The following is a 24714-nucleotide window of genomic DNA, read 5'->3' as shown; positions in this document are numbered from 1 at the left end:
GAGCGTTGCAGGCACATCATTCCTCATCCTGAGGTGCGAGCCCGCAGGACATTGAAATCTTGGAGCACACTTCGACTGGCGAGCCTCGAAGGACGCACCAATCCAGTGCGCCGCTTCGGGCAGCGCACTGGATTTCACCCTCACGCCGGCGTCATCAGCGCCGGCAGCAGAGCGCCGGAAATGTGCGGCACGACCTTGACGTCCTTGGCGTGTACGATCGGCTGCGCATACTGGATCAGCGGGATGACGTAGGCCTCGTCGGCGATGAGCTTGCTGACAGCCTTCCAGCCGGCGATGCGTTTTTCCTCGTCGGCCTCGCCCCAGAGCGGATTGATCGCGTCGATCACGTCCTGGCCATCCCATACCGAATGCGGGCTCGGGCCGTACATGGCGAAGCCGGTCGAGGTGGTCGGGTCGCCGATGGCGTTGCCCCAATTGTAGAAGGCGGCCGGCGCCAGCTTGTCGGCGGCGCGCAGCTCGTAGTGCTTGGCGATCTCGTAGACCTCGATCGTGGCCTCGATGCCGACCTTGCGCCACATGCCGACGATGGCCTGGATCATCTCGTAATCCTTGGGCTTGAAGCCCCTGGTGGTCTGGATCGTGAACTTCACCGGGTTTTCAGGCGAGTAGCCCGACGCCTTCAGGAGTTCGGCCGCTTTTTCGGGGTTGTATTCGACCTTGATCGACGGATCGAACGCTGCGTATTCCGGCGTTTCGAGCGTATCGAGGGGCAGGCCGTAACCGCGCAACAGGCGGTCCACGAGCAGTTTCTTGTCGATGGACATGACCGCTGCCTGGCGGACATTCCTGTCCTTCATCACGTCGATGTCGTTCAGGAAGATCATGCCGATGTCGGAAACGTTGGTGACGGCGCCGGCAAGGCCGTCCTTGGCGATCAGGCGGTCATATTCCTCATAGGGAATTTCGAGCGTCACCTGAGACGAGCCGGATTCGATTTCGGCGACGCGGCTGGCGGCGTCGGTCACGAACTTGATGGTGACGTTCTCGAACGCCGGCTTGTCGCCCCAATAGTCCGGATTGGACTTGAGCCGCACGAAGGCGTTGCGCTCGAATTTTTCCACCATGTAGGGGCCGGTGCCGATGGGAGCGGCCTCGAAGCCTTCCGCGCCGACCTTCTCGTAATAGGCCTTGGGCAGGATGTAGCCGGTGAGGAAAGACATCCATTTGAACAGGACAGGATCGAAACCGGCCGCGTCGGCGGTGATCTTGTTGCCGTCGATCTTGAAGTTGGAGAGGTTCTTCCAGACGAACTGGATCGGATTGCCGGTCTCTTCCTTGCCGGCCCGCTCCAGCGACCAGACCACGTCCTCAGCGGTAAAGGGCGAGCCGTCATGCCACTTCACGCCTTCGCGCACCGTCATCGTCACCTGCTTCTTGTCGTCGCTCCAGCCCCATTCGGTGAGCAGGCCGGGCGTGAAGGAGAGGTCGGGTTTCTGCGGGATGAACTGGTCGAACACCGACTGGTAGATGCCCTGGATGGTCGGATTGACCGCCGAAGGACCGGTGGTCGGGTCCCATGAAGGCAGGTTGACGTTATAAGCGATGGTCAGTTCGCCCGCCTGCGCCGAGGCCAAGGTCGGAAGCCCGATTGCCGCCACGCCCAGCGCTGTCGCGCCGTATCCGAGTATTTGCCGTCTGTTGATCGTCATCGTCGTTCCCCTGATTTTCTTGGCTTATTTCCACTTTCAACCGCAGCGGCTTTGAGCCAGCGCGGCAATGCACTCCTGCTCCCCGTCACCTCCCGGCCAGCTGGCAGGCCAGCATGAAGCCCGATCCCGCGCCGACGCCGGCGCCCGGCCATGTTGCCGCGCCGACGAGGTGCAGCGCATCCACCGGCGTGTTCCAGCGCGCATAGCCGCGCGCCGGGCGGTAGAAGAAATTCTGCGACAGATGGTGACTGCCGCAGATCTGGTCGCCGCCGACCAGATTGGGATTCTCGCGCTCGAGATCGGCCGGCGAAAACACCGCGCGGCCGAGAATTTTCCTGCCAAGTCTCGGCGCGTAGCTCTCGATGATGCCGAGCGCGCGGTCGGCATAGCGCTCCTTGACCGCGTCCCAATCGGCGGGCGCGATCTCGCCGGCAGCGTCGCCCCGGATTTCGGCGGGCAGCACCCGGACCTGCACCCACAGCACATGCCTGCCCTCCGGCGCGCGCGACGGGTCGATCGCCGTCGGCTGGCCTACGACCAGCATAGGCGCCGCCGGCAGCAGGCCGGCGGTCGCCTGCGCGTAGGTCAGCGCCATCATGTCCATCGAGGGCGCGAGATGGACATAGGCGAAGCGCTTCAACTCCTCGCCGGCGGTCCAGTCGGGCAGTCCGTCGAGTGCGAGGTGGATCATCATCGTGCCCGGCGCGTGGCGGAATTTCTTCATTGCCGTGTCGAAGCCGGCATCGCCGGACCCCTTCGCAAGCAGCCGCCCGAGCGCGCCCGGTGCGACATTGGCTATAACCGCTACGCGAGCTTTGTGGGTGTCGCCGTTGGCCAGGCGGACGCCGGTGGCGCGGCCATTGCCGGTCAGGATTTCGGCGACTTCGGCATTGGTGAAGATTTCGCCGCCGGCCTCTTTCACCATGCCTTGCAGCGCCCGGATCATGGTGTCGGCCCCGCCCTTGCCCAAAACCATGCCGAAGGACTGGTTGGCCATGGCCTCGAGGTAGGGAAACACCGCGCCGCCGGCGATGTCTGGCGCGAAGTCGAGATGCATGCCCCACGCGGCCAGGGCGGCTTTCACATGTCCGGATTCGAAAGTCTCGTCGAGCCAGGCGCGCGGCGAGGAGAGCATCAGCCGCGCAATGTCGAGCGCTCCTCCCACGCCTTTACCGCGCCACGTCTTCCAGCCGGCGGAGAGCAGCGCGCGCGCCGACATGGGCGAGCCGAGCACGCCGAAAATGTGTTCGGCCTCGGCGGGAAAGGCGGCGACCAGGCGACGCCATGTATCCGCGTCGGCTTGGCTGAACGCTGCGATGCGCGAAGCGGGCGCTTCGATGTCGGTGGAGACGCCGAGCCATCTGCCGTCCGGGAAGGCGCTGGCGAAGCAATCAGTGACAGGGGCGAATTCCAGCCCGTGCGATTTCAATTCATTTGCATACGTCTTGTGGAAAGCGGAGCCGGCGAACAGGCTGAGATTCATCGCGCCGAGATCGTGGCGGAAGCCGGACAGCGTCAATTCGCGGGTCTGGACTGCGCCGCCAGCGACGGGATTGCGCTCGAAGACCGCAGTTTTCCAACCTTTGCGTGCAAGATGCGCGGCGCAGGCGAGGCTGTTATGGCCCGCCCCGACAATGATGGCGTCGAATTCGCTCACCCGTCCCCGCCCCGTTTGCTTTATGCTTAAAGATAATTGCAGATGCATATGTTTTCGTCTAGTGAAAGATTAAGGGCCAAGACGAGCCTTGCCGTGCATCCAGAGGAAGAGGGAGAAGGAACGATGGGAACGCAGAATATTCTGGGCGATCTGGCCGAGCATCTTTTGTCGGGCAAGGTCGAGGTGGTCGACCTGTCGGCCGTGCTGGGGCCGGATACGCCACTGATCAAGCTGCCGCCGGAACTGGCGGTCGATACGCCGAAGATCGAGATCCACAAGATCTCCGCCTATGACGACAAGGGGCCGTGGTGGGCGTGGAACTGGCTGAAGCTCGGCGAGCATTCCGGCACCCATTTCGACGCGCCGAAGCACTGGATCACCGGCAAGGATTATACGGACGGCTCGACCGACACGATCGCGCCGAAGAACTTCGTCGCGCCGGTCAACGTCATCGACTGCTCGAAGGAGGCGGCCGACGACGACGATTTCCTGCTGACCGTCGACCACATCAAGGCGTGGGAAGCCACGCATGGCGCGATCAAGCCGGGCGAGTGGGTGGTGATGCGCACCGACTGGTACAAGCGGAACGGTTCGGAAGCCGAGTTCCTGAACGCCAACGACACGGGCCCGCACACGCCCGGACCGACGGCAGAAGCGATCGAGTACATCATCTCGACCGGCGCCATCGGCTGGGGCAGCGAGACGATCGGCACCGACGCCGGCCAGGCCGGCGGCATGCAGCCGCCATTCCCGGCGCACAGCCTGATGCACAAGGCCAACCGCTACGGGCTGGCGAGCCTCTGCAATCTCGACAAACTGCCGCCGAAGGGCGCGATCCTTATCGCAGCGCCGCTCAAGATCGAGAACGGCACCGGCAGCCCGACCCGGGTGCTGGCGCTCGTGCCGCGAGGCTAGGCAGCGCCGCGATGGGCGCGCCCGACCACATCATCGTCGGCAGCGGCATCAATGCGCTGGTCTGCGCTGCGATGCTGTCGGGCAAGGGCGCGAAGGTGCTGGTGCTGGAGCGCAACGACCGGATCGGCGGCTGCATCCGCACGGACGAGATCACCGCGCCGGGCTTCGTCCACGACGTGATGGCGACGACCTTCGTGCTGTTCACCACTTCGCCGGCGTTTGCGGCGCTCGGCAAGGACCTGGCGCGGCACGGGCTGGAGTTCTGCAATACGAGCATGCCGACCGGCGTGCTGCGGCCCGACGGCTCCCATCTTATCCACCGCACCGACCGCGCCGCCAACATCGCCGCGCTTGAGGCGGCAGCGGCAGGCGATGGCGAGCAATATGGCCGCGACGTCGGTGCGGTGGAGGCCAATGCCGGATTGCTGTTCGGCCTGCTCGGCGGTTCGATGTGGTCGTTTCCGACGGGGAAAATGCTTGCGCGCGAGGCGTGGCTGCGCGGCCCGCGCCAATTTGCGGCGTTTTTCGGCGATGCTCTGGTTCCGGCGCGCGGCTGGCTCGAAACCGCTTACGGTTCCGAGCTTTCGCGCGCGCTGTGGGCTCCGTGGGCACTGCATGCCGGACTGGGGCCGGATGACGCGTTCTCCGGTCAGATCAGCAAGGTCATAGCCTTTGCGCTGGAGGCGGCCGGCGCGCCGATCGTCAAGGGCGGTGCGCGCAACATACTCACCGCCTTCGAAAGGCTGATAGCCGAGCGTGGCGGCGAGATCCGCGTCAACGCCGATGTGGAGAGCATTATCGAGAAGAATGGCCGCGCCATCGGCGTGCAGCTCGCCTCGGGCGAGAAAATCGCTGCTGCGAAAAGCGTGATCTGCTCGGTCACCCCGACCCAGCTCTACGGCAGGCTGCTGAAGGGCAGGGAACCGGCGGGCGTTGCCGAAGATTTGAAGCGCTATCGCTACGGCAAGGGCAATTTCCAGATCCACTATGCGCTGGACAGAATTCCGGCCTGGCGCGGCGAGGGGTTGGATAAGGTTGCGCTGCTGCATCTGGCGCCGGGTCTCGACGGCGTCTCCAAGGCCTGCAACGAGGCGGCGAGGGGCATGCTGCCGGAGACGCCGACGATCTGCGTCGGCCAGCCGCACGTGCTCGACCCGTCGCGCTGTCCCGAGGGCAAGGCTATCCTGTGGCTGCAGCTTCCGGAAGCGCCGCGGCGCATCAAGGGCGATGCGGCGGGAAAGCTCGAAACGCCCGCCGACGGCGTATGGACCGAGGCGCTGAGCGAAGCCTATGCCGATCGGGCAGAGGCGATCCTCTCCGCCCACATCGACGGCTTCAGGGACAGCGTGATCGCGCGGAAGGCGTATTCGCCGGCCGATCTGGAAGCGATGAACATCAATCTCGTCGGCGGCGACCCTTATGGCGGGTCGTCGGCGATCGACCAGTCGTTTCTGTGGCGGCCGTTCAAGGGCAGCCGCAACCACGACACCGGCATCAAAGGCCTGCACCACATCGGCGCATCGACCCATCCGGGCGCGGGCTTGGGCGGCGGCTCCGGCTATCTGCTGGCGGGGAGGCTGTGATGGACCAGAGCCTGCCTGAGAAGAAGCCGCGCGCCTCTACGCTCGGCGAGATAGGTCTGCAGCAATTCGCGCCCTATCTGATGAACCGCATCATGGGCCGCTACAATGCCAGCCTGCGCGAGGATTTGAAGAAGCAGGGGCTGACCGTCCCCAAGGTGCGGGCGCTGGCGGTGCTGTCGGTCGCCGATGGCGTCACCGTCAACGACCTTGCCGTCTATACGGTGATCGAGCAGTCGACGATGAGCCGCACGCTCGATGCGCTGGAGGCGCAGGGGCTGGTGCGGCGCGAGGCCTGCGAGGACGACAGCCGCGTGCGCAAGGTTTTCCTGACCGATGACGGCCGCGCCGAGTTCGCCCGCGCCTGGCCGGCCATGCACGAGGAATTCGAGAAAATGTTCGCCGGCATAGACGAGGCCGAATATTCGGCGCTGATCGTGACGCTGCAGAAGATGCTGCGGAACATCCGGAAACACGAGATCTGAGCGCGATGGTGTACTTGGTGAACGCATTGCGGCAGCGTCCCCCCTCCCCGTTAACCGGGAGAGGATGCCAGCAGGCAGGTGAGGGGTGGGGCCAACCGTCGCCGCCTGCGCTGCCCCTCATCCGGCCCTTCTGGCCACCTTCTCCCTGTGAACGGGGAGAAGGAAAGGAGACGCACCATGGCTGAACGATCTTTCGCGAAGGAAGTCGAAAAGCTCCGGCTCGGGGCGGGCGAAAAGTTCTCGGGCGAGGGCATTCTGGCCATCACCAAGGCGCTGCTCGAATGCGGCGTCGGGTATGTCGGCGGCTACCAGGGCGCGCCGATCAGCCATCTGATGGACGTGCTGGCGGACGCTCAAGACATTCTGGGCGAGCTGGGCGTGCATTTCGAGGCGAGCGCCTCGGAGGCGACGGCGACCGCCATGCTGGCGGCTTCGGTGCATTATCCGATCCGGGGCGCTGCGACCTTCAAGTCGACCGTCGGCACCAATGTCGCGTCGGACGCGCTGGCCAACCTCGCCTCCGGCGGGGTTACCGGCGGTGCGCTGATAATCGTCGGCGAGGATTACGGCGAGGGCTCCTCGATCATGCAGGAGCGCAGCCACGCTTTCGCGATGAAGAGCCAGGTCTGGCTGCTCGACCCGCGGCCGAACCTGCCGTCGATCGTCAAGGCGGTCGAGCACGGCTTCGAACTCTCGGAGGCGTCGAACACGCCGGTCATGCTGCTGGTCCGCATCCGCTGCTGCCACGTCCATGGCCACTTCACCGCCAGGGACAACAAGCGCCCGGCAATGACGGTCGCCGACGCCCTGTCCTCGCCCCGCCGCGACACAGGCCGCATCGTGCTGCCGCCGGCCTCTTTCCTGCACGAGAAGGAGAAGGTGGCGAAGCGCTGGCCGGCGGCGGTCGAATACATCAAGGCGCAGAAGATCAACGAGTTCTTCGGGCCGGAAGACGCCAGGGTCGGCATCGTATGCCAGGGCGGCATGTACAACGCAGTGATAAGGGCGCTGGAGCGCATGGGCCTGGCCGACAATTTCGGCGAAACGCAGGTGCCTATTTATGTCCTCAACGCCGTCTATCCGCTGATCGACGACGAGTTCCTGCGCTTCTGCGAGGGCAAGGACGAGGTGCTGGTGGTCGAGGAAGGCCAGCCGAACTACATCGAGCAGGCGTTCGCCGCTATGCTCCACAAGGCAGGGCGCGGCACGAAAATCTCCGGCAAGGAGTTCTTGCCGATGGCCGGCGAATATACCGGCCAGGTGATGCTGGACGGGGTCAGCGCCTTCCTGCGCCAGGCCGCGCCGCACATGCTGCCGGTGCAGATCCGCGCGCCCAACCGCACCGGCTCTGCCGACGAGATCACCGACCTCGCCGCTATCGTGCCGGGCCGGCCCCCGGGCTTTTGCGTCGGCTGCCCGGAGCGGCCGATCTTCGCCGCCACCAAGCTCGTCGAGCAGGAACTCGGGCCGCACCACATCGCCTCCGACATTGGCTGCCACTTGTTCTCGATCATGCCGCCGTTCGAACTCGGCGCGACGACCATGGGCTACGGCCTCGGCCCTGCGTCGGCTTCGGCGTTCAATTCTCCCGACGCCAAGCGGCGGTCGATCTCCTTTCTCGGCGACGGAGGCTTCTGGCACAACGGCCTGACCTCCTCGATCGGCAACGCCGTGTTCAACAAGAATGACGGCGTCATCGTCATCGTCGACAATTTCTATTCGGCCGCCACCGGCGGCCAGGACATCCTGTCGTCGCGCGCCGAGAACCGCTCCAAGGCGACGAAACATCCGATCACCGAGGCGGTGAAGGGCATGGGCGTCAAATGGGTGCGCCACCTCGAGCGGACCTACGACGTCGGCAAGATGCGAGAGACGCTGCGCGAGGCGTTGACGACCGAAGAGACGGGGCCGAAGGTCATCGTCGCGTCGTCGGAATGCATGCTGAACCGGCAGCGCCGCGAAAAGCCGCTGATCGACAAGGCGATCAAGGGCGGCGAGCGCGTCGTGAAGCCGAAATTCGGCGTCGACGAGGACATCTGCACCGGCGACCACGCCTGCATGCGGCTTTCCGGCTGCCCGTCGCTGTCGGTCAAGTCGCTCGACGACCCGCTGCGCGACGATCCGGTAGCTCATATCGACCAGAGCTGCGTCGGCTGCGGCAATTGCGGCGAAGTGGCGGATGCCGCCGTGCTCTGCCCGTCCTTCTACCGCGCCGACGTGGTGCACAATCCGGGCCGGTGGGACCGCTTCGCCGAGCGGCAGCGCCGCAAGGTGATCGGTTGGCTGCAAGGCTGGCGTGAGCGCCGCCGGCTGTCCTTCGCGGATGCCTGAAATGAACGCCTTGGCTTCCCCCGATCCGCAGGCGGATGAGGGCCGCATCATAAAGCTCGCCGTGCTCGCGGTCGGCGGGCAGGGCGGCGGCGTGCTGGCCGACTGGATCACCGATGTAGCCGAACGCAGCGGCTATCTCGCGCAATCGACCTCGGTGGCCGGCGTGGCGCAGCGCACCGGCGCTACGATCTACTATGTCGAGATGTGCCGCGATCTCGGGCGGCAGCCGGTCTTCGCGCTGTCGCCTTCGCCGGGCGACGTCGACATACTGATCGCGGCCGAACTGATGGAGGCGGGGCGCGCCATCATGCGCGGCTTCGTGACAGCCGACCGCACCACGGTAATCGCTTCGTCGCACCGGATCGCGGCGGTGTCGGAAAAGATCGAGCCGGGCGATGGCCGCGCGCCTTCCGCCAAAGTGCTCGCGACCGCGGAGAATGCCGCGAAGCGCTTCATCGCCTTCGACATGGAAAAGATCGCCGCCGAGAACGGCTCTATGATTTCAGCCAGCCTGCTCGGTGCGCTGGCCGGTTCCGGCGCTCTGCCCTTCCCGCGCGAAAACTACGAAAAGACCATCCTGGCTTCGGGCCGTGGCGTGAAGGCCAGCCTGGCGGCGTTTGCGGGGGCATATGAGCGGGCGCATCAGGGCAACGTGCTCGCCGGTCCTGCTAAGACATCGGACGGAATGAATGCCGCGCAACAAGCGGTCGGTGCAAAAGGCGTGCTCGGACCGGACCACCTGCTGAACCGATGGCAAAAGCTGCAGGCGCGTGTCGCCGCCTATCCGGAACCGATGCGTGACATGGCCGGGCGCGGCTTGCAAAAGGTCGTCGACTACCAGGACCTCGCCTATGGCGCGGAATATCTGAACCGGCTGGATCAGGCGGTAGGCCTCGAACGCGCCGGGTGGGGCCATGCGCTCTCGATCGCCGCGGCCAAGCACCTCGCCAACGCCATGTGCTACGACGACATGATCCGCGTAGCCGACCTGAAGACGCGCTCGACCCGCGACCGGCGCGTGCGCCGCGAGGTCGGCGTGGCGGAAGGCTCGGTACTTCAGGTCACCGAATATTTCCATCCGCGCGTCGAGGAGTTCTGCGGCGCGCTGCCGGCCGGGCTCGGCCGCTACATCGAAAGCCGCCCGAGCCTCGCGGCTTTCATCGACCGGCGCATCAATCGCGGGCGACGCATCCGCACCGACGGCATGCTCGGCTTCTCAGCGCTGTGGCTGGTCGGCGGGCTGCGACGCTGGCGCCGGAAACTGCTGCGCCATCAGGTGGAGAGCGCGCATCTGGAGCGCTGGTACCGGCTGGCGCTCGACCATGCCGCGAGCGACTACGCGCTGGCGGTCGAGATCCTGAATTGTCGTCGGCTGATCAAGGGCTACAGCGATACGCACGCCCGCGCGCAGTCGAAATTCGACCGCGTGCTGTCAGGCCTGCCGCTGCTTGCCGGGCGGCCGGATGCTGCGGACTGGCTGCGGCGCTTGCGCGAAGCGGCGCTGAAGGACGAAAAAGGCGACATGCTCGACGGCGCGCTGAAGACCGTCGCCTCGCTGGATGCGGGCGTGCCGACGCTGCATTGATTGCCGTCAGGCTTTGCCGAGCGCGCCGCGCAGCGCGACGATGGCAAGCAGGAGACTGACGATCGCGTTCCAACCGGCGAAGGACAGGCCGAGCACCCTCAGCGCCGCCTTGTCGCAGGCGGGGGGGATCACCGTGTTGATGGCGTCGAGGACGCCGGCGCCGCCGGTATCGACCTGGGTGGCGACCGCGCCGCAATCGGCCGGACCGGCCCACCAGCCCCATTCGACGCCGGAATGGAAGACGCCGAGATAGAGGCTGTAGAGCATCAGCAGCGCGCCGAGGAGCAGCAGGCCGCGCGTCATCCAAGCCGGCCAGTGGAAGTGCGACGAGAGCGCGGCCACCGCCATCAACGGCACGCCTACATAATAGGGCCAGCGCTGCTCCAGGCAGAGCGCGCAGGGTATGTAGCCGCCAATGTGCTGGAAGCCGAGCGCGATGCCTACAGTGACCCCCATGGCGACAAGCAGGATGAGCGCGGTCACCGTTTGAACGCTGCTGGTGGGCTTTGTCAGCGACGACATGGCATCAGGTCTCGGTGTTGGCCATCAGAACACGTATCTGACGAGGATGTAGAGCAAAATAACGGCGGCGGCGCCGGCGCCGGCGATCAGGCCGAGGCGTTTTTCGATGAAATGGCGGATCGGCTCGCCATAGCTGCGCAGCAGCCAAGCCAGGAACAGGAAACGTGCGCCGCGCGCGACGATGGCCGAGAGGATGAACCAGCCGAGCGGAAAGCCGATGACGCCCGCAAGAATGGTTACCACCTTGATCGGCGGCAGATGCGAGAGGCCCGAAGTGACCAACATCAGGAGGATGAAGCCGGTGCCCGACGACAGCCGCAGCGCATCGAATGCGTCGAGCTTGCCGTAGAATTCCAGCACCGGCCGGGCGATCGTCTCATAAGCGTAGAAGCCGATGAACCAGCCGGCTATGCCGCCCAGCACCGAGGCGACCGTGGCGACGAGCGCGTAGCGATAGGCACGGTCGGGCCGGGACAGCGCCATCGGCAGATAGAGCACGTCGGCCGGGACCAGGAAGACCGAGCTTTCGACGAAAGCGATGAAGGCCAGCCACCATTCGGCGGATTTGCGCGCCGCAAGCGACAAGGTCCAGTCATACAGTTTCCGAAGCATGCGCGTCCCCGTTTGATTGCCGAGCCTCTCTAGCGCATGACCCCGGAAAGTGGAAACCGCTTTTCGGTCATACGCGGATGCATCTTCCAGAATGTTCCTTTGCGAATCCGGGCGGACGCGGGCGCTCTGGGCAGGATCGGCGCAGCGCAGTATGCCGACAGGCGATGAAATCGATGCGCGGCAGTTGACGGGGCGGGGCCTCTCCGTATAGTCCGCAGCCGTTCACGCCGATGCGGCGTGCGCCCCCTTGGCGGAATTGGTAGACGCGCCTGACTCAAAATCAGGTTCCGAAAGGAGTGCTGGTTCGATCCCGGCAGGGGGCACCACTAACGGCGCCGCACCCTATCCCTGCGGGCCGCGCCCCCGGAAAAAATTGCGCTTGCTTGGTTAAAAGCGTACAAAAGGTGACCGTTCGCACATTTCACGGGCGCGAACGGCTGGGAGTCGAGCACTCTTGCCCAACACGAGGGGCAAAGCCATGCTCCAATCCACGAAAACGCATTTCAGGAACGAATTGCTGCGACGGCTGGGCCCGGCCGACCTCTCCCTGCTCGAGCCGCATTTCGAGCGCATCTCCTTCAAGCTGAAGACGGTGCTCCAGCGGCCGGGCGCGCCGATCGAGTTCGTCTATTTTCCGGAAAGCTGCATTGCATCGCTGATCGCGAAAATCCCGAGGGGCAGGGACTCGGAGGTTGGCGTGATCGGCTTCGAGGGCATGACCGGCACGCCGCTCGTCATGGGCGACGACAGGCAGCCTTGCGAATGTATAATCCAGCTCGAGGGCGACGCGACAAGGCTGCCGGCCGAGGTGCTGTCGGCCGCCATGGCCGAAAGCCCGACGCTCCGGATGTTCCTGCTGCGATACGTCCAGAGCCTTTCGACGCAAACGTCGTTCACCGCATTGGCCAATGCGCGCTCGAAGCTCGAGGAACGCCTGGCACGTTGGCTCTTGATGTGCGCGGACCGTGTAGAGGGCGAAAAGCTGGAACTGACGCATGAATTCCTGTCGATCATGCTCGGCGTACGCAGGCCGGGCGTCACCGTCGCCATCCAGATATTGGAGGGCAAGGGGTTGATCCGGGCCAACCGGGGCGTCGTCGTAATCCGCGACCGGGAAGGGCTGATCGCATTGACTGACGGCGCCTACGGAATTCCAGAGGACGAATTCGAACGGCTGGTCGGCAAGATCGACTCGGCCGCGTAGCGGCGATCACGAGTGGCGTTTCGGCGCGTCCGGCTACGAACTGGCGATGACGCCGATGAGCGCCCCGACGCCGGCGCCGATGACGACGCCGAAGCCCAGTCCGACCGAGCCGTCGTCGAATATCCAGTCGCCGCCGACATATCCGAGCAGTGCGCCGACCGTGATGCCGATGACCATGCCGAGTGCGAATCTGGCGAAGTCGAGATCCATGTCCCCTCCTCGGGCCCTCCGTCGAAAGCATACGCGAAACCGGAACGATGGTTCCATGAGACAATGGCGCACAGTTGGCATAGCAGGCGCGCCGGCAGACGAGTTAACCTCGGGGCAGGTTGTCAAAGGGCGGTCCGGCGGGATAACCATCGCTCATGCTCGAACGGCGCGACAGCTATGCCAGCCTCATCCGCGACTTTCGTTGGACGATCCCCGAGCGTTTCAACATCGGCGTTGCGGTTTCGGACCGCTGGGCGGCAAGCGATCCGGGCCGCACGGCGCTGCTCGATTACCGGGCCGAGGGCGAAGCGCAGCCCCTGAGCTTCGGCGAACTTGCGGCGCGCTCCAACGCGCTCGCCAACGGGCTGAGAGCGCTCGGCGTCGGGCGCGGCGACCGCGTGGCGCTGCTCCTGCCGCAATGTTTCGAGACGGCGATCGCCCACGTCGCCATCTACAAGCTCGGCGCGATCGCCGTGCCGCTGGCGCTGCTGTTTGGCGCTGAAGCGCTTGAATACCGGCTGCGGACGGCCGGCGTCAGGGCAGTCGTCACCAATGCCGTTGGCCATGCGAAAATCCGCAAAATCACGGACAGGCCGGCGGGCCCCGAGCGGATCGTGTCGATCGATGGGGCGGATGGCGATGCGATCGATTTCCGCCGGCTGGTCGCCGATCACTCGCCGCATTTCACGGCCGAGGACACCGGTCCCGACGATCCGGCGATGATGATCTTCACCTCCGGCACCACGGGTCCGCCCAAGGGCGCACTGCACGGCCACCGCGTTCTCCTCGGCCATCTGCCCGGCGTGCAGACGCATCATGAATTCCTGCCGCAGCCGGGCGACCTTCTGTGGACGCCGGCCGACTGGGCATGGGCGGGCGGCCTGCTCAACGTGCTGTTGCCCGGCCTCTATTTCGGTGTGCCGGTGGTGGCCGGACGGTTCGAGAAGTTCGACCCGGAGGCTGCGCTCGTACTTGCCGAGAAGATGCGGGTCCGAAACGCCTTCATCCCCCCGACGGCGCTCAGGATTCTGAAGACCGTGCCCGATATCGGCCGGCGCTTCCGGCTCGACTTGCGCACGGTGGGTTCCGGCGGCGAGTCGCTTGGGCGCGAGACCTATGAATGGGCGCGCGCGGAATTCGGCATCACCATCAACGAATTCTACGGCCAGACCGAATGCAATCTGGTGCTGTCGTCCTGCGCTGCGATCGGCGTCAGCCGCGCCGGCGCGATCGGCAAGGCGGTGCCCGGCCACACAGCGGCGGTGATCGGCGAGGACGGGCGGCGCATGAAGCCGGGCGAGGCGGGTCAGATCGCCATTTTGCGGCCCGATCCGGTGATGTTCCTCGGCTATTGGCGGGACGAGCAGGCGACCACGAAGAAGTTCATCGGCGACTGGATGACGACCGGCGACCAGGGCATCGAGGACGGCGACGGCTATGTGCATTTCTTCGGCCGTGACGACGACGTTATCACGTCGGCGGGTTACCGCATCGGCCCCGGCGAGATCGAGGACTGCCTGACCGGCCACCCTGCAATCGCGCTCGCGGCCGCCGTCGGTAAGCCGGACGCGATGCGCACCGAGATCGTCAAGGTCTATGTCGTGCTGAAGGACGGGACCGCCGCCAGCGACGTGCTCGCCGAGGAGATAAAGCTTTGGGTGCGCGAGCGGCTTTCGGCGCACGAATATCCGCGCGAGGTCGAGTTCGTCGACGAGATGCCGCTGACCACGACCGGCAAGGTTATCCGCCGCGTCTTTCGCGACCGTGCGCGGGCCGAGGCCGGGGTATAGCGGGATCCGCACCGCCCTTCATTTCTTCAGCTTTCTCGCCTCGCGCTCCAGGGTCTCGCGATCGTTGCCGAAGCGCTCTATCAGATCGCGCGCTTCCCCGTTCGTTAAGCCGAATTTCTCGGCGAAGTCGTGGACCTCGTATTCCTGCCCGCTGGCGACACGAATGCGATCCTGTTGTCCGGTCTTCCCTTTGTCGTCTGCCATCGTGTGCTCCCGCCAGTCGTGATGATCTCGTCAATCGAACTGGCGGGAATTTGTTCCTGTTCTGGCAACAGGCTGCGGAGCGGGATCCGGGTAAGCTGCTCCGCCAACCTCAAAGGGCAGATAGGCGACCTCAATAACCTTCTGCTGCGATCTGTGTATCTGCCCAGGTCTTCAATTGCTTGAAGTTTCCGTCAAAGGCGCGCCGCTTCAACTCCTCATAAAGAACCGAGCAGTGCATGATTTCGCCGGTATCGAGGCCGCCCTTTGCCGCTTCGCGTTCGCAGGCAAGGTAAACGTGCTTCAGCTGGTCGATCGGAAGCTGGAGATGCGGTCCGGATGATTGGGAATGAACCGCTGCCGTCGAAAGCAGCGCGAACAGGGGAAAACAGGCTGCCAGAAGTATGCTGTGAGTGGCTCGCGTCATTGTGGAGTTCTCCAACGGCACTTGGCGGTGACAATCGGGGAAGCCTAGCAGTGGCTGAGGATGGACACATGAGACGCGTGTCCCGAGTGGTGCCGTTTGATATCATTGAAGCCGCTTGAATCGGGACTAGTGTCCCGCCTGCGCTGAAAGATCTCAACTGCCGTAGCCGGCATCTCTCGCGGCCACGACAGCCCGAGCCCTGCTATCGACGCCGAGCTTGGCGAATATGCCGGACACGTGGTTCCGCACCGTCTTCTCGCTGATGTTAAGCTGCGCGCCGATCTGATGGTTGTCGAGGCCGCGCGCAAGCAGGTGAAGCACTTCTTTCTCGCGCGCGGTCAGTCCGTTGACGGGGTCGGCCTCGGCTGCAGGTTGTGGCAGGAAGGCGTATAGCTCCTGGAGGAAGGTCGCCCAGGCAGGCTCGTTGGGGAGCATGAAGTGGTTCGGGCTGCTAAGCTGCAGGAACCGGGCATTGGGGATGATCTGCGCGAGAAGCCGGCCTTCTTCGAACGGTGCGACCGCATCACGGTCGGGATGGGCGACCAGCGTAGGGCAGGTGATGCGCGCCGACTCTTCCTGGACGTCGACATCGAACATGACACGCGTCAGTTCCACGGCGTTGTCGGCGGAAGTGGCGGCGTTCTGCAGTTCACACCACGAGCGCAGGTGTTCGATGGAGCCTTCGGGCTGGAACTGGGTCGCGAAGGAGCGCATGAAGGCGTGGTCTTCCTGGCCCCAGCCGAGCCGCAGCATCTCCAGCATCACCTTCGCCTTTTCCGGCTCGAGCGGAATGGTGGAGCGCCGGTGCCTGCCTCGCGCATATGTGCCATAGAGAACGAGATTGCTGATGCGGTCGCGCTCCCGTCCCGCATAGGCAACCGCGACGGCACCGCCCTGGCAGATGCCGATCAGCGAGAAGCGGTCCAGCCGAAGCGCGTCCACGAGCGCGCCGAAATCCCGAACCCAGGAGTCGAAGGAGAGGTCATCGACATTCCTGTCCGAAAGCCCACACCCACGCGGGTCGTATCTGATCAGGGTGTAGCGCGAGGAGAGCGCCTCGAGCCAAGGTTGCCAGGCGACGCTGCGCCATTGATATTCCAGGTGGGTCAGCCAGCTCGGCATCATCACGACCGGCGGCCCGCTTCCGGAGATCGCATAGGCGATCTTCGCGCCGTCGAAGCTCCTGCAAAACCGGACCTGCTGCCTTGCCATGATCCTCCCCCGGAAGATCGGTTTCAGCGAGACTCTACTCTCGTGCGCGCTTGTGACAAGACATCTGTCTCGGCAGCGTCTGGCGCGCTTTGCGAACGCCAATTCGCCGCCGGAGGACAGCAGTGGCTCTACAGGCGGGCGATACCGGCCTTTAGCAGTCCTTCACGGACGTGCTGCACGTCAGCCTCCTGAGCGTAATGCAGAGTCGCGACGAATGACTCGAGGTCGAATTGGGGATCAAGTGTTCTGATCTTGGCCAGATGCGCTGCGGCTGCGATTTCGTCGCCGATCCAGCCGTAGCAGGCGGCGGCAAATGCATGCTGAACCGAGTCCATGATCGACAGATGCATGAAAGCCTCGATCGCCTCGCCATACTGGCGCGCGGTGAAATGCGCTTTGCCAAGATGGCTCCAGAATCTCTCCGGGTGGTGCGGGTTCAACTGCATTGCCCTGCGGATCCATTCAATTCCTTCTTCCGGCCGTCCCAGCCACGTCAACAATTCGCCTTGCTGCACCACGACGAGATCATAGTTGGGATTGAGGGCCAGGGCGCGCTCCTGATGGTAGCGCGCTGTGGTCAGTTCATTGCTGTTCACGTTCACTGCGGCAAGGATGCGATGAACATCGGCGTCGTTGTCGTCCAGCGCCAGCGACCGGTCCAGCGCCGCCACGATTTCGTTCCAGACGGCATCCTTGTCTTGGCACCAGTTGTGGACCCAGGCCTGGCCGAGAATGCAGGCGCGCCAGGCATGGGCATGGGCATAATCTGGGTCGAGCGCGACGGCCCTGTCTATCAAAGCCTGCGCCCGTTCATTGTCCGCAAACGTACTCCGGTGATGCAGCACCTTTGCCGTGAGCACACATTCGTACGCGGCCATGTTTGCAGGTTTCGTCCGCGCAAGCTGGTCCCGCTGAGCCGCCTCGACGCGCCCGGGCAGCGTGGCTGCGATCGCGGAGGTTACTTCGTCCTGTATCGCGAATATGTCGTCCAGCTTACGGTCATACTTGTCGGCCCAGATATGAGCGTCATTCGCCGTGTCGATGAGCTGGACCGTCACGCGCACCCTGTCGCCGATCTTGCGGACACTTCCCTCCACGAGGTACTGGGCGCCGAGCTTCTCGGCCACTTCGCGCACATTCACCGCGCGGTTCTTATAGACGAAGCTGGAATTCCGAGAAATCACAAATAGCTCGTGGTGGCGGGACAATTCGGTGATGATGTCCTCCGTCAGGCCGTCCGCGAAAAATTCCTGCTCAGGGTCGCCACTCATGTTGTTGAATGGCAGCACCACTATCGAAGGTTTCGAAATGGATCGCTTTTCCTCGATTTCTGTCTGCTGGAAGGGCAGGCCAGGACCATCAAGCCCAATGCGATAAAGGTGAACCGGACGGCTGATGTTCTTCAGCGTCTTCTCGCCGAGATCCTCGATGGCAATTTCGAGACGGTCGGCGATTTGAGTCGCCACCGCCGCAGTCACGCAGATGCCGCCGATGTCCGCGAGTTGTTCGATGCGCGAGGCAATGTTGACGCCGTCGCCGAAAATGTCCTCATCCTCGAAAATTATGTCGCCGAGATTTATGCCGATCCTGAATTCGATGCGCCGTTCTGGCGGCACGTCCGAATTGCGCCGCTTCATCCGCTGTTGGATTTCCACGGCGCATTTCACGGCATCGGTCACGCTCTGGAACTCGACGAGCATGCCGTCTCCGGTGGTCTTGATGATCCGGCCCTTGTTCTTGGCGATGGCGGGGTCGACCAGTTCTATGCGATGCGTTCGAAGGCGTGCGAGCGTGCCGGATTCATCGGCTTCCATTAGCCGGCTGTAGCCCGCCATATCGGCAGCCAGAATTGCGGCTAGTCTCTGTTCCATGGCTTTGGACCAAAAACCAAGTCTAGTCTTCCTGAGCCGCCAAATCCAGCGATTTGGGCCTCTGGCCGATTGGGAAGACAGCCCGAACCCCTACCGCCTTTTCAGCAGCCCCCGTACCCGGTTGCGCAGCAGGCGGGCAATGTTGCGGGTCTCGCGGTAAAGGTGCAGTTGCGAGGCCGCCTGGCGCGTGGCGCGGTCGGCGCCGGGCGTCATGCCGATGACGATGGTTCCCATCGTCTTGCGTTCGGACCATAGCCGGCTCATCACCGGATGGTCAGGCACGGCGCAGGAATCGGTCGTCACGATGTTGGGATCGTCGAGGTGTTGCTTCGTCACCTCGATCATCAGCAGCGTGCCCGGCGAGAAGGCGGCATAGGCCTCGTCATAGGCGGTCTTCCAAGTATAGGCGACGCCCGCCTCCACGAAGACGATAAGGCAGGCGATGACCTCGCCGTTCAGCGTCAGCGAATGCACCCGGCACATATCCTGTTCGGCCAGCCTGTGCACGGCCTCGCGGGCGAAGGCGGCGCGATAGCGATCCGTCGCCATGGCGGTGCGCTTGCGGCCCTTCCAGCCCGTCGCCTCCAGCGTCAGGAAGGCTTCGATGGCATGGCGTATGTCTTCGGGGCCGCGCGCGACAATGTGTTCGAGCGTGCCGAGGTCAGCCAGCCGGCGCTTCAGCCGGCGGAATTCGCGGTCGTGATGCGAGCGGAGCGAAGCTTTCAGGTAGGCATTGCCGTCGAGCGCACTTTCGAGGAACGGCCGCTCGGCCTCGGCCGTGGTCACCAGCGGCAGGCCGCGCGTCTCGGCGACCGATTTCAGCATGGCGGTCACGGCGCCGTCGAGCCGCATGTCGGGCAGCACGAACACTTTCGGCAATTTCAGATGCGGGCGCGACAGCATGGAAAAGAAATCCTCGATCACGCCTTCCGGGTCGTCGCGGTCGACCAGCGGCGTTCCCAGCGGTCCGAACGGGCTTGCCCAGGTGCGCATGATCGAGACGCCGAGCGGCGTGGCCGGGCGCTCCACCGAGAACGGCACCAGCAGCCGCAGCCGGTTCTTGTAATCGTCGCCGTCGCGGATCACGGCGAGCCGCACCTCGCGATCCTCGAGTCTCGGCATTGCCGGCGCGAGGAAGCGCGGATTGAAGAACACGTTCGGCTCGATCGTGCGTGAGCAGAGGTAGTCGAGTTCCTCGACCAGTTCGAAACCGGCCGAGGCAGGGTAGATGGCGAGCCTGCGCGGCGGGCGATGGCTTTCGAGCAATTCGATCTGTCCCGGTTCGGCGGCGGCGCCGTCGAAGCCGGCGAGGCCCGAGATCATCGTGCCGGCCGGGCCGGCGCTCATTTCCTCAAGCAGCGGAATGGCGGCCATCAGCGAGCCTCCGGCGCGGCCAGGGCCGGCGCGAAAATCGCCATGACGATGCCGAGCTTGCGCCAGACCGTGAAGGATAGCGCGCCTGCCTCGAACATCATGGCGAGCGCGGTGGCGATCGCCGCGCCCCACAGGCCGAATTCGGGGATCAGGAGAATATTCAGGCCGATGTTGAAGGCGAGCGTCATGGCGTAGACCAGCGCGCAGATGTTCTGATTGCCGCTCATGGTGAGCAGGCTTTCGCAGGGGCCGACGGCGGCGCGCGCGACGACGCCGGCGACTAGCAGGAACAGCAGCGGATAGCCGGCGTCGAAGCCCGGCCCGAACAGCATCAGCATCGGCTTGCCGAGCGCCAGCACCACCAGCGCCATGATGAGCGACGGCCAGAACGTCCACGCCACGGTCTCGCGGGCGAAGCCGGCGAGCTTGTCGGGCTCGCCATGGGCGATCGCCGCATAACGCTGGGCGACGCCCGCCTTGACGGCAAAATAGACGAAATGGACCAGCGCCAGCGTCTTGACCGTGGCGAAATAGACAGCGACGTCGTCTGGCTGCATATAGAAGCCGACCATCAGCACGTCGGCATTTGTCAGCAGGAAGAAAAAACTCTCGACCAGAAAGATCGGCAGCGAGACGGCGAACCATAGCCGGAAGCGGATGTTTCGTGGGCCCTGCGGCAGCCGCCGGTCGACGCGCGCGGTGACGCTGACCAGTTGAATGATGGTGGTGGCATATGTGGCGAGGATGGCGGCGATCAGCGCCGTCTCGGCGCAAGGCTGAAAGCCGGCCAGCAACGCGCCCGCCATGAAGGCGAGGATCAGCACGGGGCGTATCAGATAGGTCGGCGACAGCGCCGACACTGCCCAGGAATGCGCCCGCGAAATGCCCTGAACCACATCCGACAGCGCGATCATCGGCAGGCAGATCAGCCCGAGTATGAAGGGCACGAAATAGTAGCTCTCGATCGTTCCCGAAAAATACCAGACGCTCAATCCGCCGAGGAGCGCCATTGCCGTCGACGCGACCAGCACGAACAGACGGCTCGCCACGAGCACGCCGCGCAGCTCGGCGGTCATGCCGCGCTCGCGGTATTCGGGAATGAAGCGGATGATGGAGGTGTGGAAGCCGAAGCAGGAAATGTTGCCGGCGATCACCATCGTCGTCCAGACGAGCACGAAGATGCCGTATTCGAAGCTGCCCATCCAGCGCGCCAGGAGAACCTGGCTTACGAAGGCGATGGCCGCGCTGACGATGCGGATCGAGAAGGCGATGAGCGACATGCGGCCCGCCTCGCCGCGCTCGTCGGCGGTGAACAGGGCCGCATCGATCTGGCCGAGCAGCGGCCGGGCGCGCAAGGCGAGGCGCTCGGGCAAAAGCCGCTCTGCCGTCGTTGCCGCGGAAAAGCGCACGCGAGAACTCTCCGATTTCCGCCAAACCTGATGTCGGCGCATGGCCTGGCGCGAAAGTCTCTACTTTTCGCACCACGCCGCACCTTTTCCGGTCTAGACAACACACGTTAAGAAACGGTTCGGCGAGGCCGTTCACAGGCCCGGAGGCGATAGCTGGCGATGATCGGCAAGAGCGAACGCCAAAAGATGCTGAAGGCCCATTCGATCGGCCCGCGCATGATTTCCTACCTCGAGGAGATCGGCGTGGAGACCCTGGCGGAATTGCGCGGCGCCGACCCGCAGGAACTGGCCATGCGCATCGACATCGCGCTCGGCCGCAAGCACATGAACCGGCTCGGCGTCGAGGCGCTGCGGAACCTTGTGGAATTGGCTGAAGCGGAGGATGAGAGGCTGCGCGACTGACCGCTGTAGACGCTCCACCGCAAAAGCTACGTTCGCGATAGCTCTCGGCCTGCCAGCGTCTCGCCATCTGGCGCGGCCGCCAGACTTCCGTTAAGTCATCGTCTGGGGTCAGCCGGTATCTTCCATGACGTTTACAGCGGCAATAGAGAACTTTGCGCAGCCGGCTTTGAAGCCGTTCGGGCGCTATCTTAATTACGGCGTGGGCGATCCCCACAGGCGCGAGGAACGCGCCGCCGCACTGCTCAACTTCGTCAGCCTGGCGACCGTGTTCTCCAACACCGGCTTCGCGATCATCTTTCTGCTCCTCGGCCCGGTCCGTTATCTTCCTTTCATCGCGGCGCTGCTCGCCTTCTCCCTGATATGGCTGGCGACGCCGCTGCTGCACCGTTTCGGCACGCTTGCGGCCGGCACGTATCTGTGGGCAACGGCGGCGGTCGGGCTGTCGACTTATGCGCTGATCGCCGGAGCCGATGCCGGCCTGCAATATTTCCTGCTCGCCGGGCCGGGCATACTGATCATGATACTGGGGTCGGGCCGGCTCGGGCTCGCCTCGATGTATTTTTCCGCCTATCTCGTGGTGTTCGCGGCGATCGAACTCGCCTTCCCGCGCCAGTCGGCTATCATGCCGATGCCGGAGAGCGTGGCGCGGTTCACCTTCATCCTGTCGGTCTCGATGTCGGCGATCATCAACTTCATCGCCGCCTTCTACACGTTCCGGCGCGCGGAAGCCTCCGAGGACGCGCTGGAGGCGGAACATGAGCGTTCGGAGCGGCTGCTGCTCAATCTGATGCCGGCCTCGATTGCGGCGCGGCTCAAGCAGCGGCCGGACGAGATCATCGCCGACGACCTGCCCGCCGTGACCATATTGTTCGCCGACATTGTCGGCTTCACGCCGCGCGCCGCCCGGCTTCCTGCCGACCGGCTGGTGTCGTTCCTCAACCGGGTGTTCTCCGAATTCGACACGCTGGCCGAAGAGCACGGGCTGGAGAAGATCAAGACGATCGGCGACGCCTACATGGTCGCCGGCGGCCTGCCGGAGCAGAAGGAAGGCCACGCGCGCGCTGTGGCCGAGATGGCGCTCGACATGCTGGCCGTGACTGCGGCGCTGTCGGCCGAGTTCGGCGAGGAGATCGCCGTTCGCATCGGCATCCACAGCGGCCCGGCGGTGGCCGGCGTGATCGGCTCGCGCAAGCTCTTCTACGATGTCTGGGGCGACACGGTGAACACCGCCGCCCGCATGGAGCAGCACGGGCAGGCAGGCCGGATCCAGGTTTCGCGCGAGGCAAAGCTGGCTATCGGCGAGGACTATAGTTTCGAGGAACGCGGCATGGTCATGATCAAGGGCAAGGGCAGGATGCTGCTCCATTTCCTGGCCGGCCGAGCCGAAACCGCCGACAATTCCACTCCTGCGGCCGCCTGACACGGGTTTTCCACGAAAAAATGGGCAAGGGCGGTCTGGCGCGAGCCGTTGCGATACCGGCGCCGGTCCGGCTCGCACGGCCCGGTGACGGTCGTCCGCTGCGATTGCCGCCTTGACAAGACCGCCCTGGAACCCGACTTGGTTGCGCTCGAAGGAGACCACGCCATGCCCGAACCGACACGATCCACGATCGATGCCGGAGAAGTGGAACGCTTCTCCGCGCTAGCCGCCGAATGGTGGAACCCGAACGGCAAGTTCAGGCCGCTGCACAAATTCAATCCGGTCCGGCTCGCCTATATTCGCGACCAGATCGCCGCCCGGTTCGGGCGCGATTCGCATGCCGCTCGGCCCTTCGAGGGTCTGCGCATCCTCGACATCGGCTGCGGCGGCGGCCTTTTGTGCGAGCCGATGGCCAGGCTCGGCGCCGAAGTGGTCGGCGCCGACGCATCGGAGACCAATATCGAAGTGGCGCGGCTGCATGCGGCCGAGGCCGGTGTTCCCGTCGACTATCGCGCGACCACGGCCGAGGCGCTGGCGGACGCTGGCGAAAAGTTCGACGTCATCCTCAACATGGAAGTGGTGGAGCATGTCGCCGACATCGACCTGTTCATCGGCAAGTGCGCCGAGATGGTGAAGCCGGACGGCATCATGTTCGTCGCCACCATCAACCGCACGCTGAAGGCGCTCGGCCTTGCGATCGTCGGGGCGGAATACCTCCTGCGCTGGCTGCCGCGCGGCACCCACCAATACGGCAGACTGGTGCGGCCGGAGGAGCTGGAAAGGGCGCTTTCCAACGTCGGCATGACGATAGCGGACCGCACCGGCGTCATCTACAATCTGCTTGCCGATCGCTGGCAGCGCTCTCGCGACATGGACGTGAACTACATGGTGCTGGCGGAGAAGCGCCGGCCTTCGTGAGGGCGGCGGTCGAAGGCGACGCTAACGCTTCTGCGCTTTTGTCGTCATGATGACGCCGACGGTGATGATCGCCGCACCGAGCCAGGTCAGCAACTGATAGCGCTCGCCTAGGAACAGCACGCCGGCGACGAGGCCGATGGCGGCGGCGACGTAGCCGATCTGGCTTAGATAGACCGGGCCGCCGACTGCCTGCAGGCGGAAGAAGAAGGCGAACATCGCCGCGGCAGCAGTCATCTGCGCAAGCACGACCACGGGCATGCCGGACAGGACGGCGAACGAACCTGCGCCCTCGATCGAAAGCAGGCCGACGAGCAGCATCGCGGCCGCCGCCAGATGGCTGCCGACGGCGAGCTCGATGGGCCCGGCGTCTCGCGGCCAGTCGAAGGTGCGGTAGATGTTGCCGGCGGCGAGGAAGAAGGGGATCAGGAGGCCCACGGCGACCCAGAACAGGTCCGCCGGCGCGCCTGCCTCGCCGCGCGTCGCCGCCACCATGACCGCGCCGACAAAGCCGACGGCGATGCCTGCAACGCCGAGAAGGTTAGGACGGCGCACGCCGAGCAGGAGCGACAGGACCAGCGTGATCACCGGCGACAGGGTGAACATGATGCCGGTGTAGCCGGCGCCGAGATGCGGGATGGCCGAGAACATCAGAAGGTTGGGGATGGCGTAGGAGACCGCCGCCGTGATGGTGAAATAGCGGAGCTTGTGAATGCTGAACGCGATACGCTTTCCTCTCGCAAGCAGGACGGCCAGAAGCACGCCGCCCGCGCCGAAGGAGATGACGAACGCCCACAGCATGCCGGAGGCGCCGGCCGCGGTGGCGATCTTGCCGAACGGCAGCGACAGGCCGAGCAGACCGCCGGTGATGATGAGGAGGCCGAAGGCGGAATTCCAAAGATATTTCATCGACTTTCCTGCG

General features: G+C 64.6%; 22 protein-coding genes and 1 tRNA gene. 11 read left to right on the top strand and 12 right to left on the bottom strand.

Annotation, left to right across the window (positions count from 1 at the left end; translation table 11 throughout):
- Nucleotides 1–140 precede the first annotated feature (140 nt).
- Nucleotides 141–1670, bottom strand: coding sequence for an ABC transporter substrate-binding protein (locus tag ABVK50_RS21970; protein WP_353644562.1), 1530 nt, complete (start codon nucleotides 1668–1670; stop codon nucleotides 141–143).
- A gap of 85 nt (nucleotides 1671–1755) precedes the next feature.
- Nucleotides 1756–3327 carry an NAD(P)/FAD-dependent oxidoreductase gene (locus tag ABVK50_RS21965; RefSeq protein WP_353644563.1) on the bottom strand — a complete coding sequence of 524 codons (1572 nt, stop codon included), beginning with the start codon at nucleotides 3325–3327 and terminating at the stop codon, nucleotides 1756–1758.
- A 123-nt stretch (nucleotides 3328–3450) separates the two neighbouring features.
- Here ABVK50_RS21965 and ABVK50_RS21960 point away from each other — a divergent pair, with 123 nt between their 5' ends.
- The 5 genes from ABVK50_RS21960 to ABVK50_RS21940 all read left to right on the top strand — a co-directional run bounded on the left by ABVK50_RS21960 (nucleotide 3451) and on the right by ABVK50_RS21940 (nucleotide 10223).
- Entirely contained in the window at nucleotides 3451–4242 is a 792-nt protein-coding gene (locus ABVK50_RS21960) for a cyclase family protein (RefSeq protein ID WP_353644564.1), read from the top strand.
- Between the two features lie 11 nt (nucleotides 4243–4253).
- Nucleotides 4254–5825: an NAD(P)/FAD-dependent oxidoreductase gene (locus ABVK50_RS21955; protein WP_353644565.1), complete on the top strand. Its 1572-nt coding sequence runs from the start codon at nucleotides 4254–4256 to the stop codon at nucleotides 5823–5825.
- Nucleotides 5825–6307 carry a MarR family transcriptional regulator gene (locus tag ABVK50_RS21950; RefSeq protein ID WP_353644566.1) on the top strand — a complete coding sequence of 161 codons (483 nt, stop codon included), beginning with the start codon at nucleotides 5825–5827 and terminating at the stop codon, nucleotides 6305–6307. Before ABVK50_RS21955 ends, ABVK50_RS21950 begins: the two co-directional genes overlap by 1 nt.
- Nucleotides 6308–6484: 177 nt before the next feature.
- On the top strand, nucleotides 6485–8638 hold the full coding sequence (locus ABVK50_RS21945; protein WP_353644567.1) for an indolepyruvate ferredoxin oxidoreductase subunit alpha: 2154 nt from the start codon (nucleotides 6485–6487) through the stop codon (nucleotides 8636–8638).
- 1 nt (nucleotide 8639) lies between these two features.
- The gene (locus ABVK50_RS21940; protein WP_353644568.1) at nucleotides 8640–10223 is read left to right on the top strand and encodes an indolepyruvate oxidoreductase subunit beta family protein; all 1584 of its coding nucleotides are present in this window, start codon (nucleotides 8640–8642) and stop codon (nucleotides 10221–10223) included.
- A gap of 6 nt (nucleotides 10224–10229) precedes the next feature.
- Here ABVK50_RS21940 and ABVK50_RS21935 read toward each other — a convergent pair whose 3' ends face one another.
- Both ABVK50_RS21935 and ABVK50_RS21930 read right to left on the bottom strand, forming a co-directional pair.
- Nucleotides 10230–10745, bottom strand: coding sequence for a disulfide bond formation protein B (locus ABVK50_RS21935; protein WP_353644569.1), 516 nt, complete (start codon nucleotides 10743–10745; stop codon nucleotides 10230–10232).
- Nucleotides 10746–10769: 24 nt separating this feature from the next.
- Nucleotides 10770–11357, bottom strand: a complete 588-nt coding sequence (locus ABVK50_RS21930) for a YqaA family protein (protein WP_353644570.1) — start codon at nucleotides 11355–11357, stop codon at nucleotides 10770–10772.
- Nucleotides 11358–11598: 241 nt separating this feature from the next.
- Here ABVK50_RS21930 and ABVK50_RS21925 point away from each other — a divergent pair.
- Nucleotides 11599–11683 (top strand) — tRNA-Leu (locus ABVK50_RS21925).
- Between the two features lie 152 nt (nucleotides 11684–11835).
- On the top strand, nucleotides 11836–12561 hold the full coding sequence (locus ABVK50_RS21920) for a Crp/Fnr family transcriptional regulator (protein ID WP_353644571.1): 726 nt from the start codon (nucleotides 11836–11838) through the stop codon (nucleotides 12559–12561).
- Nucleotides 12562–12594: 33 nt separating this feature from the next.
- On the opposite strand, the gene ABVK50_RS21915 is transcribed toward ABVK50_RS21920, so the two are convergent.
- A complete protein-coding gene (locus tag ABVK50_RS21915; RefSeq protein WP_353644572.1) occupies nucleotides 12595–12771 on the bottom strand; it encodes a hypothetical protein in 177 nt (58 codons plus the stop codon).
- Nucleotides 12772–12926: 155 nt separating this feature from the next.
- On the opposite strand from ABVK50_RS21915, the gene ABVK50_RS21910 reads away from it, so the two are divergent.
- Nucleotides 12927–14561 carry an AMP-binding protein gene (locus ABVK50_RS21910; RefSeq protein WP_353644573.1) on the top strand — a complete coding sequence of 545 codons (1635 nt, stop codon included), beginning with the start codon at nucleotides 12927–12929 and terminating at the stop codon, nucleotides 14559–14561.
- Between the two features lie 18 nt (nucleotides 14562–14579).
- Here ABVK50_RS21910 and ABVK50_RS21905 read toward each other — a convergent pair whose 3' ends face one another.
- The 6 genes from ABVK50_RS21905 to ABVK50_RS21880 all read right to left on the bottom strand — a co-directional run bounded on the left by ABVK50_RS21905 (nucleotide 14580) and on the right by ABVK50_RS21880 (nucleotide 21055).
- A complete protein-coding gene (locus tag ABVK50_RS21905) occupies nucleotides 14580–14765 on the bottom strand; it encodes a DUF3606 domain-containing protein (RefSeq protein WP_353644574.1) in 186 nt (61 codons plus the stop codon).
- Between the two features lie 130 nt (nucleotides 14766–14895).
- On the bottom strand, nucleotides 14896–15189 hold the full coding sequence (locus ABVK50_RS21900) for a hypothetical protein (RefSeq protein WP_353644575.1): 294 nt from the start codon (nucleotides 15187–15189) through the stop codon (nucleotides 14896–14898).
- A gap of 153 nt (nucleotides 15190–15342) precedes the next feature.
- Complete coding sequence (locus ABVK50_RS21895) at nucleotides 15343–16401, bottom strand: alpha/beta fold hydrolase (protein WP_353644576.1); 1059 nt, start codon at nucleotides 16399–16401, stop codon at nucleotides 15343–15345.
- A gap of 128 nt (nucleotides 16402–16529) precedes the next feature.
- Nucleotides 16530–18272, bottom strand: a complete 1743-nt coding sequence (locus tag ABVK50_RS21890) for an adenylate/guanylate cyclase domain-containing protein (RefSeq protein ID WP_353644577.1) — start codon at nucleotides 18270–18272, stop codon at nucleotides 16530–16532.
- A gap of 90 nt (nucleotides 18273–18362) precedes the next feature.
- The gene (locus ABVK50_RS21885; RefSeq protein WP_353644578.1) at nucleotides 18363–19646 is read right to left on the bottom strand and encodes a GNAT family N-acetyltransferase; all 1284 of its coding nucleotides are present in this window, start codon (nucleotides 19644–19646) and stop codon (nucleotides 18363–18365) included.
- Nucleotides 19646–21055: a lipopolysaccharide biosynthesis protein gene (locus ABVK50_RS21880; protein ID WP_353644579.1), complete on the bottom strand. Its 1410-nt coding sequence runs from the start codon at nucleotides 21053–21055 to the stop codon at nucleotides 19646–19648. Before ABVK50_RS21880 ends, ABVK50_RS21885 begins: the two co-directional genes overlap by 1 nt.
- A 159-nt stretch (nucleotides 21056–21214) precedes the next feature.
- Here ABVK50_RS21880 and ABVK50_RS21875 point away from each other — a divergent pair, with 159 nt between their 5' ends.
- The 3 genes from ABVK50_RS21875 to ubiG all read left to right on the top strand — a co-directional run bounded on the left by ABVK50_RS21875 (nucleotide 21215) and on the right by ubiG (nucleotide 23795).
- Nucleotides 21215–21457: a hypothetical protein gene (locus ABVK50_RS21875; RefSeq protein WP_353644580.1), complete on the top strand. Its 243-nt coding sequence runs from the start codon at nucleotides 21215–21217 to the stop codon at nucleotides 21455–21457.
- Between the two features lie 124 nt (nucleotides 21458–21581).
- A complete protein-coding gene (locus tag ABVK50_RS21870; protein ID WP_353644581.1) occupies nucleotides 21582–22877 on the top strand; it encodes an adenylate/guanylate cyclase domain-containing protein in 1296 nt (431 codons plus the stop codon).
- Nucleotides 22878–23042: 165 nt separating this feature from the next.
- Complete coding sequence (gene ubiG, locus ABVK50_RS21865) at nucleotides 23043–23795, top strand: bifunctional 2-polyprenyl-6-hydroxyphenol methylase/3-demethylubiquinol 3-O-methyltransferase UbiG (protein ID WP_353644582.1); 753 nt, start codon at nucleotides 23043–23045, stop codon at nucleotides 23793–23795.
- Nucleotides 23796–23816: 21 nt separating this feature from the next.
- On the opposite strand, the gene ABVK50_RS21860 is transcribed toward ubiG, so the two are convergent.
- Nucleotides 23817–24701: a DMT family transporter gene (locus tag ABVK50_RS21860; protein ID WP_353644583.1), complete on the bottom strand. Its 885-nt coding sequence runs from the start codon at nucleotides 24699–24701 to the stop codon at nucleotides 23817–23819.
- Nucleotides 24702–24714 lie beyond the last annotated feature (13 nt).

Origin of the sequence: Mesorhizobium sp. WSM2240 (assembly GCF_040438645.1) — a bacterium.
In the GTDB taxonomy this organism is placed as follows: domain Bacteria; phylum Pseudomonadota; class Alphaproteobacteria; order Rhizobiales; family Rhizobiaceae; genus Allomesorhizobium.
The sequence above is the reverse complement of the archived record's forward strand: the minus strand, read 5'-3'. Positions and strand labels throughout refer to the sequence as shown.

What these genes read in the sequence shown, in the direction of transcription:
- ABVK50_RS21935 (WP_353644569.1), bottom strand. Translation starts at nt 10,745, where the DNA reads ATGTCGTCGCTGACAAAGCCCACCAGCAGCGTTCAAACGGTGACCGCG.
- ABVK50_RS21905 (WP_353644574.1), bottom strand. Translation starts at nt 14,765, where the DNA reads ATGGCAGACGACAAAGGGAAGACCGGACAACAGGATCGCATTCGTGTC.
- ABVK50_RS21895 (WP_353644576.1), bottom strand. Translation starts at nt 16,401, where the DNA reads ATGGCAAGGCAGCAGGTCCGGTTTTGCAGGAGCTTCGACGGCGCGAAG.
- ABVK50_RS21885 (WP_353644578.1), bottom strand. Translation starts at nt 19,646, where the DNA reads ATGGCCGCCATTCCGCTGCTTGAGGAAATGAGCGCCGGCCCGGCCGGC.
- ABVK50_RS21910 (WP_353644573.1), top strand. Translation starts at nt 12,927, where the DNA reads ATGCTCGAACGGCGCGACAGCTATGCCAGCCTCATCCGCGACTTTCGT.
- ABVK50_RS21900 (WP_353644575.1), bottom strand. Translation starts at nt 15,189, where the DNA reads ATGACGCGAGCCACTCACAGCATACTTCTGGCAGCCTGTTTTCCCCTG.
- ABVK50_RS21920 (WP_353644571.1), top strand. Translation starts at nt 11,836, where the DNA reads ATGCTCCAATCCACGAAAACGCATTTCAGGAACGAATTGCTGCGACGG.
- ABVK50_RS21945 (WP_353644567.1), top strand. Translation starts at nt 6,485, where the DNA reads ATGGCTGAACGATCTTTCGCGAAGGAAGTCGAAAAGCTCCGGCTCGGG.
- ubiG (WP_353644582.1), top strand. Translation starts at nt 23,043, where the DNA reads ATGCCCGAACCGACACGATCCACGATCGATGCCGGAGAAGTGGAACGC.
- ABVK50_RS21915 (WP_353644572.1), bottom strand. Translation starts at nt 12,771, where the DNA reads ATGGATCTCGACTTCGCCAGATTCGCACTCGGCATGGTCATCGGCATC.
- ABVK50_RS21930 (WP_353644570.1), bottom strand. Translation starts at nt 11,357, where the DNA reads ATGCTTCGGAAACTGTATGACTGGACCTTGTCGCTTGCGGCGCGCAAA.
- ABVK50_RS21955 (WP_353644565.1), top strand. Translation starts at nt 4,254, where the DNA reads ATGGGCGCGCCCGACCACATCATCGTCGGCAGCGGCATCAATGCGCTG.
- ABVK50_RS21860 (WP_353644583.1), bottom strand. Translation starts at nt 24,701, where the DNA reads ATGAAATATCTTTGGAATTCCGCCTTCGGCCTCCTCATCATCACCGGC.
- ABVK50_RS21960 (WP_353644564.1), top strand. Translation starts at nt 3,451, where the DNA reads ATGGGAACGCAGAATATTCTGGGCGATCTGGCCGAGCATCTTTTGTCG.
- ABVK50_RS21875 (WP_353644580.1), top strand. Translation starts at nt 21,215, where the DNA reads ATGATCGGCAAGAGCGAACGCCAAAAGATGCTGAAGGCCCATTCGATC.
- ABVK50_RS21870 (WP_353644581.1), top strand. Translation starts at nt 21,582, where the DNA reads ATGACGTTTACAGCGGCAATAGAGAACTTTGCGCAGCCGGCTTTGAAG.
- ABVK50_RS21950 (WP_353644566.1), top strand. Translation starts at nt 5,825, where the DNA reads ATGGACCAGAGCCTGCCTGAGAAGAAGCCGCGCGCCTCTACGCTCGGC.
- ABVK50_RS21940 (WP_353644568.1), top strand. Translation starts at nt 8,640, where the DNA reads ATGAACGCCTTGGCTTCCCCCGATCCGCAGGCGGATGAGGGCCGCATC.
- ABVK50_RS21970 (WP_353644562.1), bottom strand. Translation starts at nt 1,670, where the DNA reads ATGACGATCAACAGACGGCAAATACTCGGATACGGCGCGACAGCGCTG.
- ABVK50_RS21890 (WP_353644577.1), bottom strand. Translation starts at nt 18,272, where the DNA reads ATGGAACAGAGACTAGCCGCAATTCTGGCTGCCGATATGGCGGGCTAC.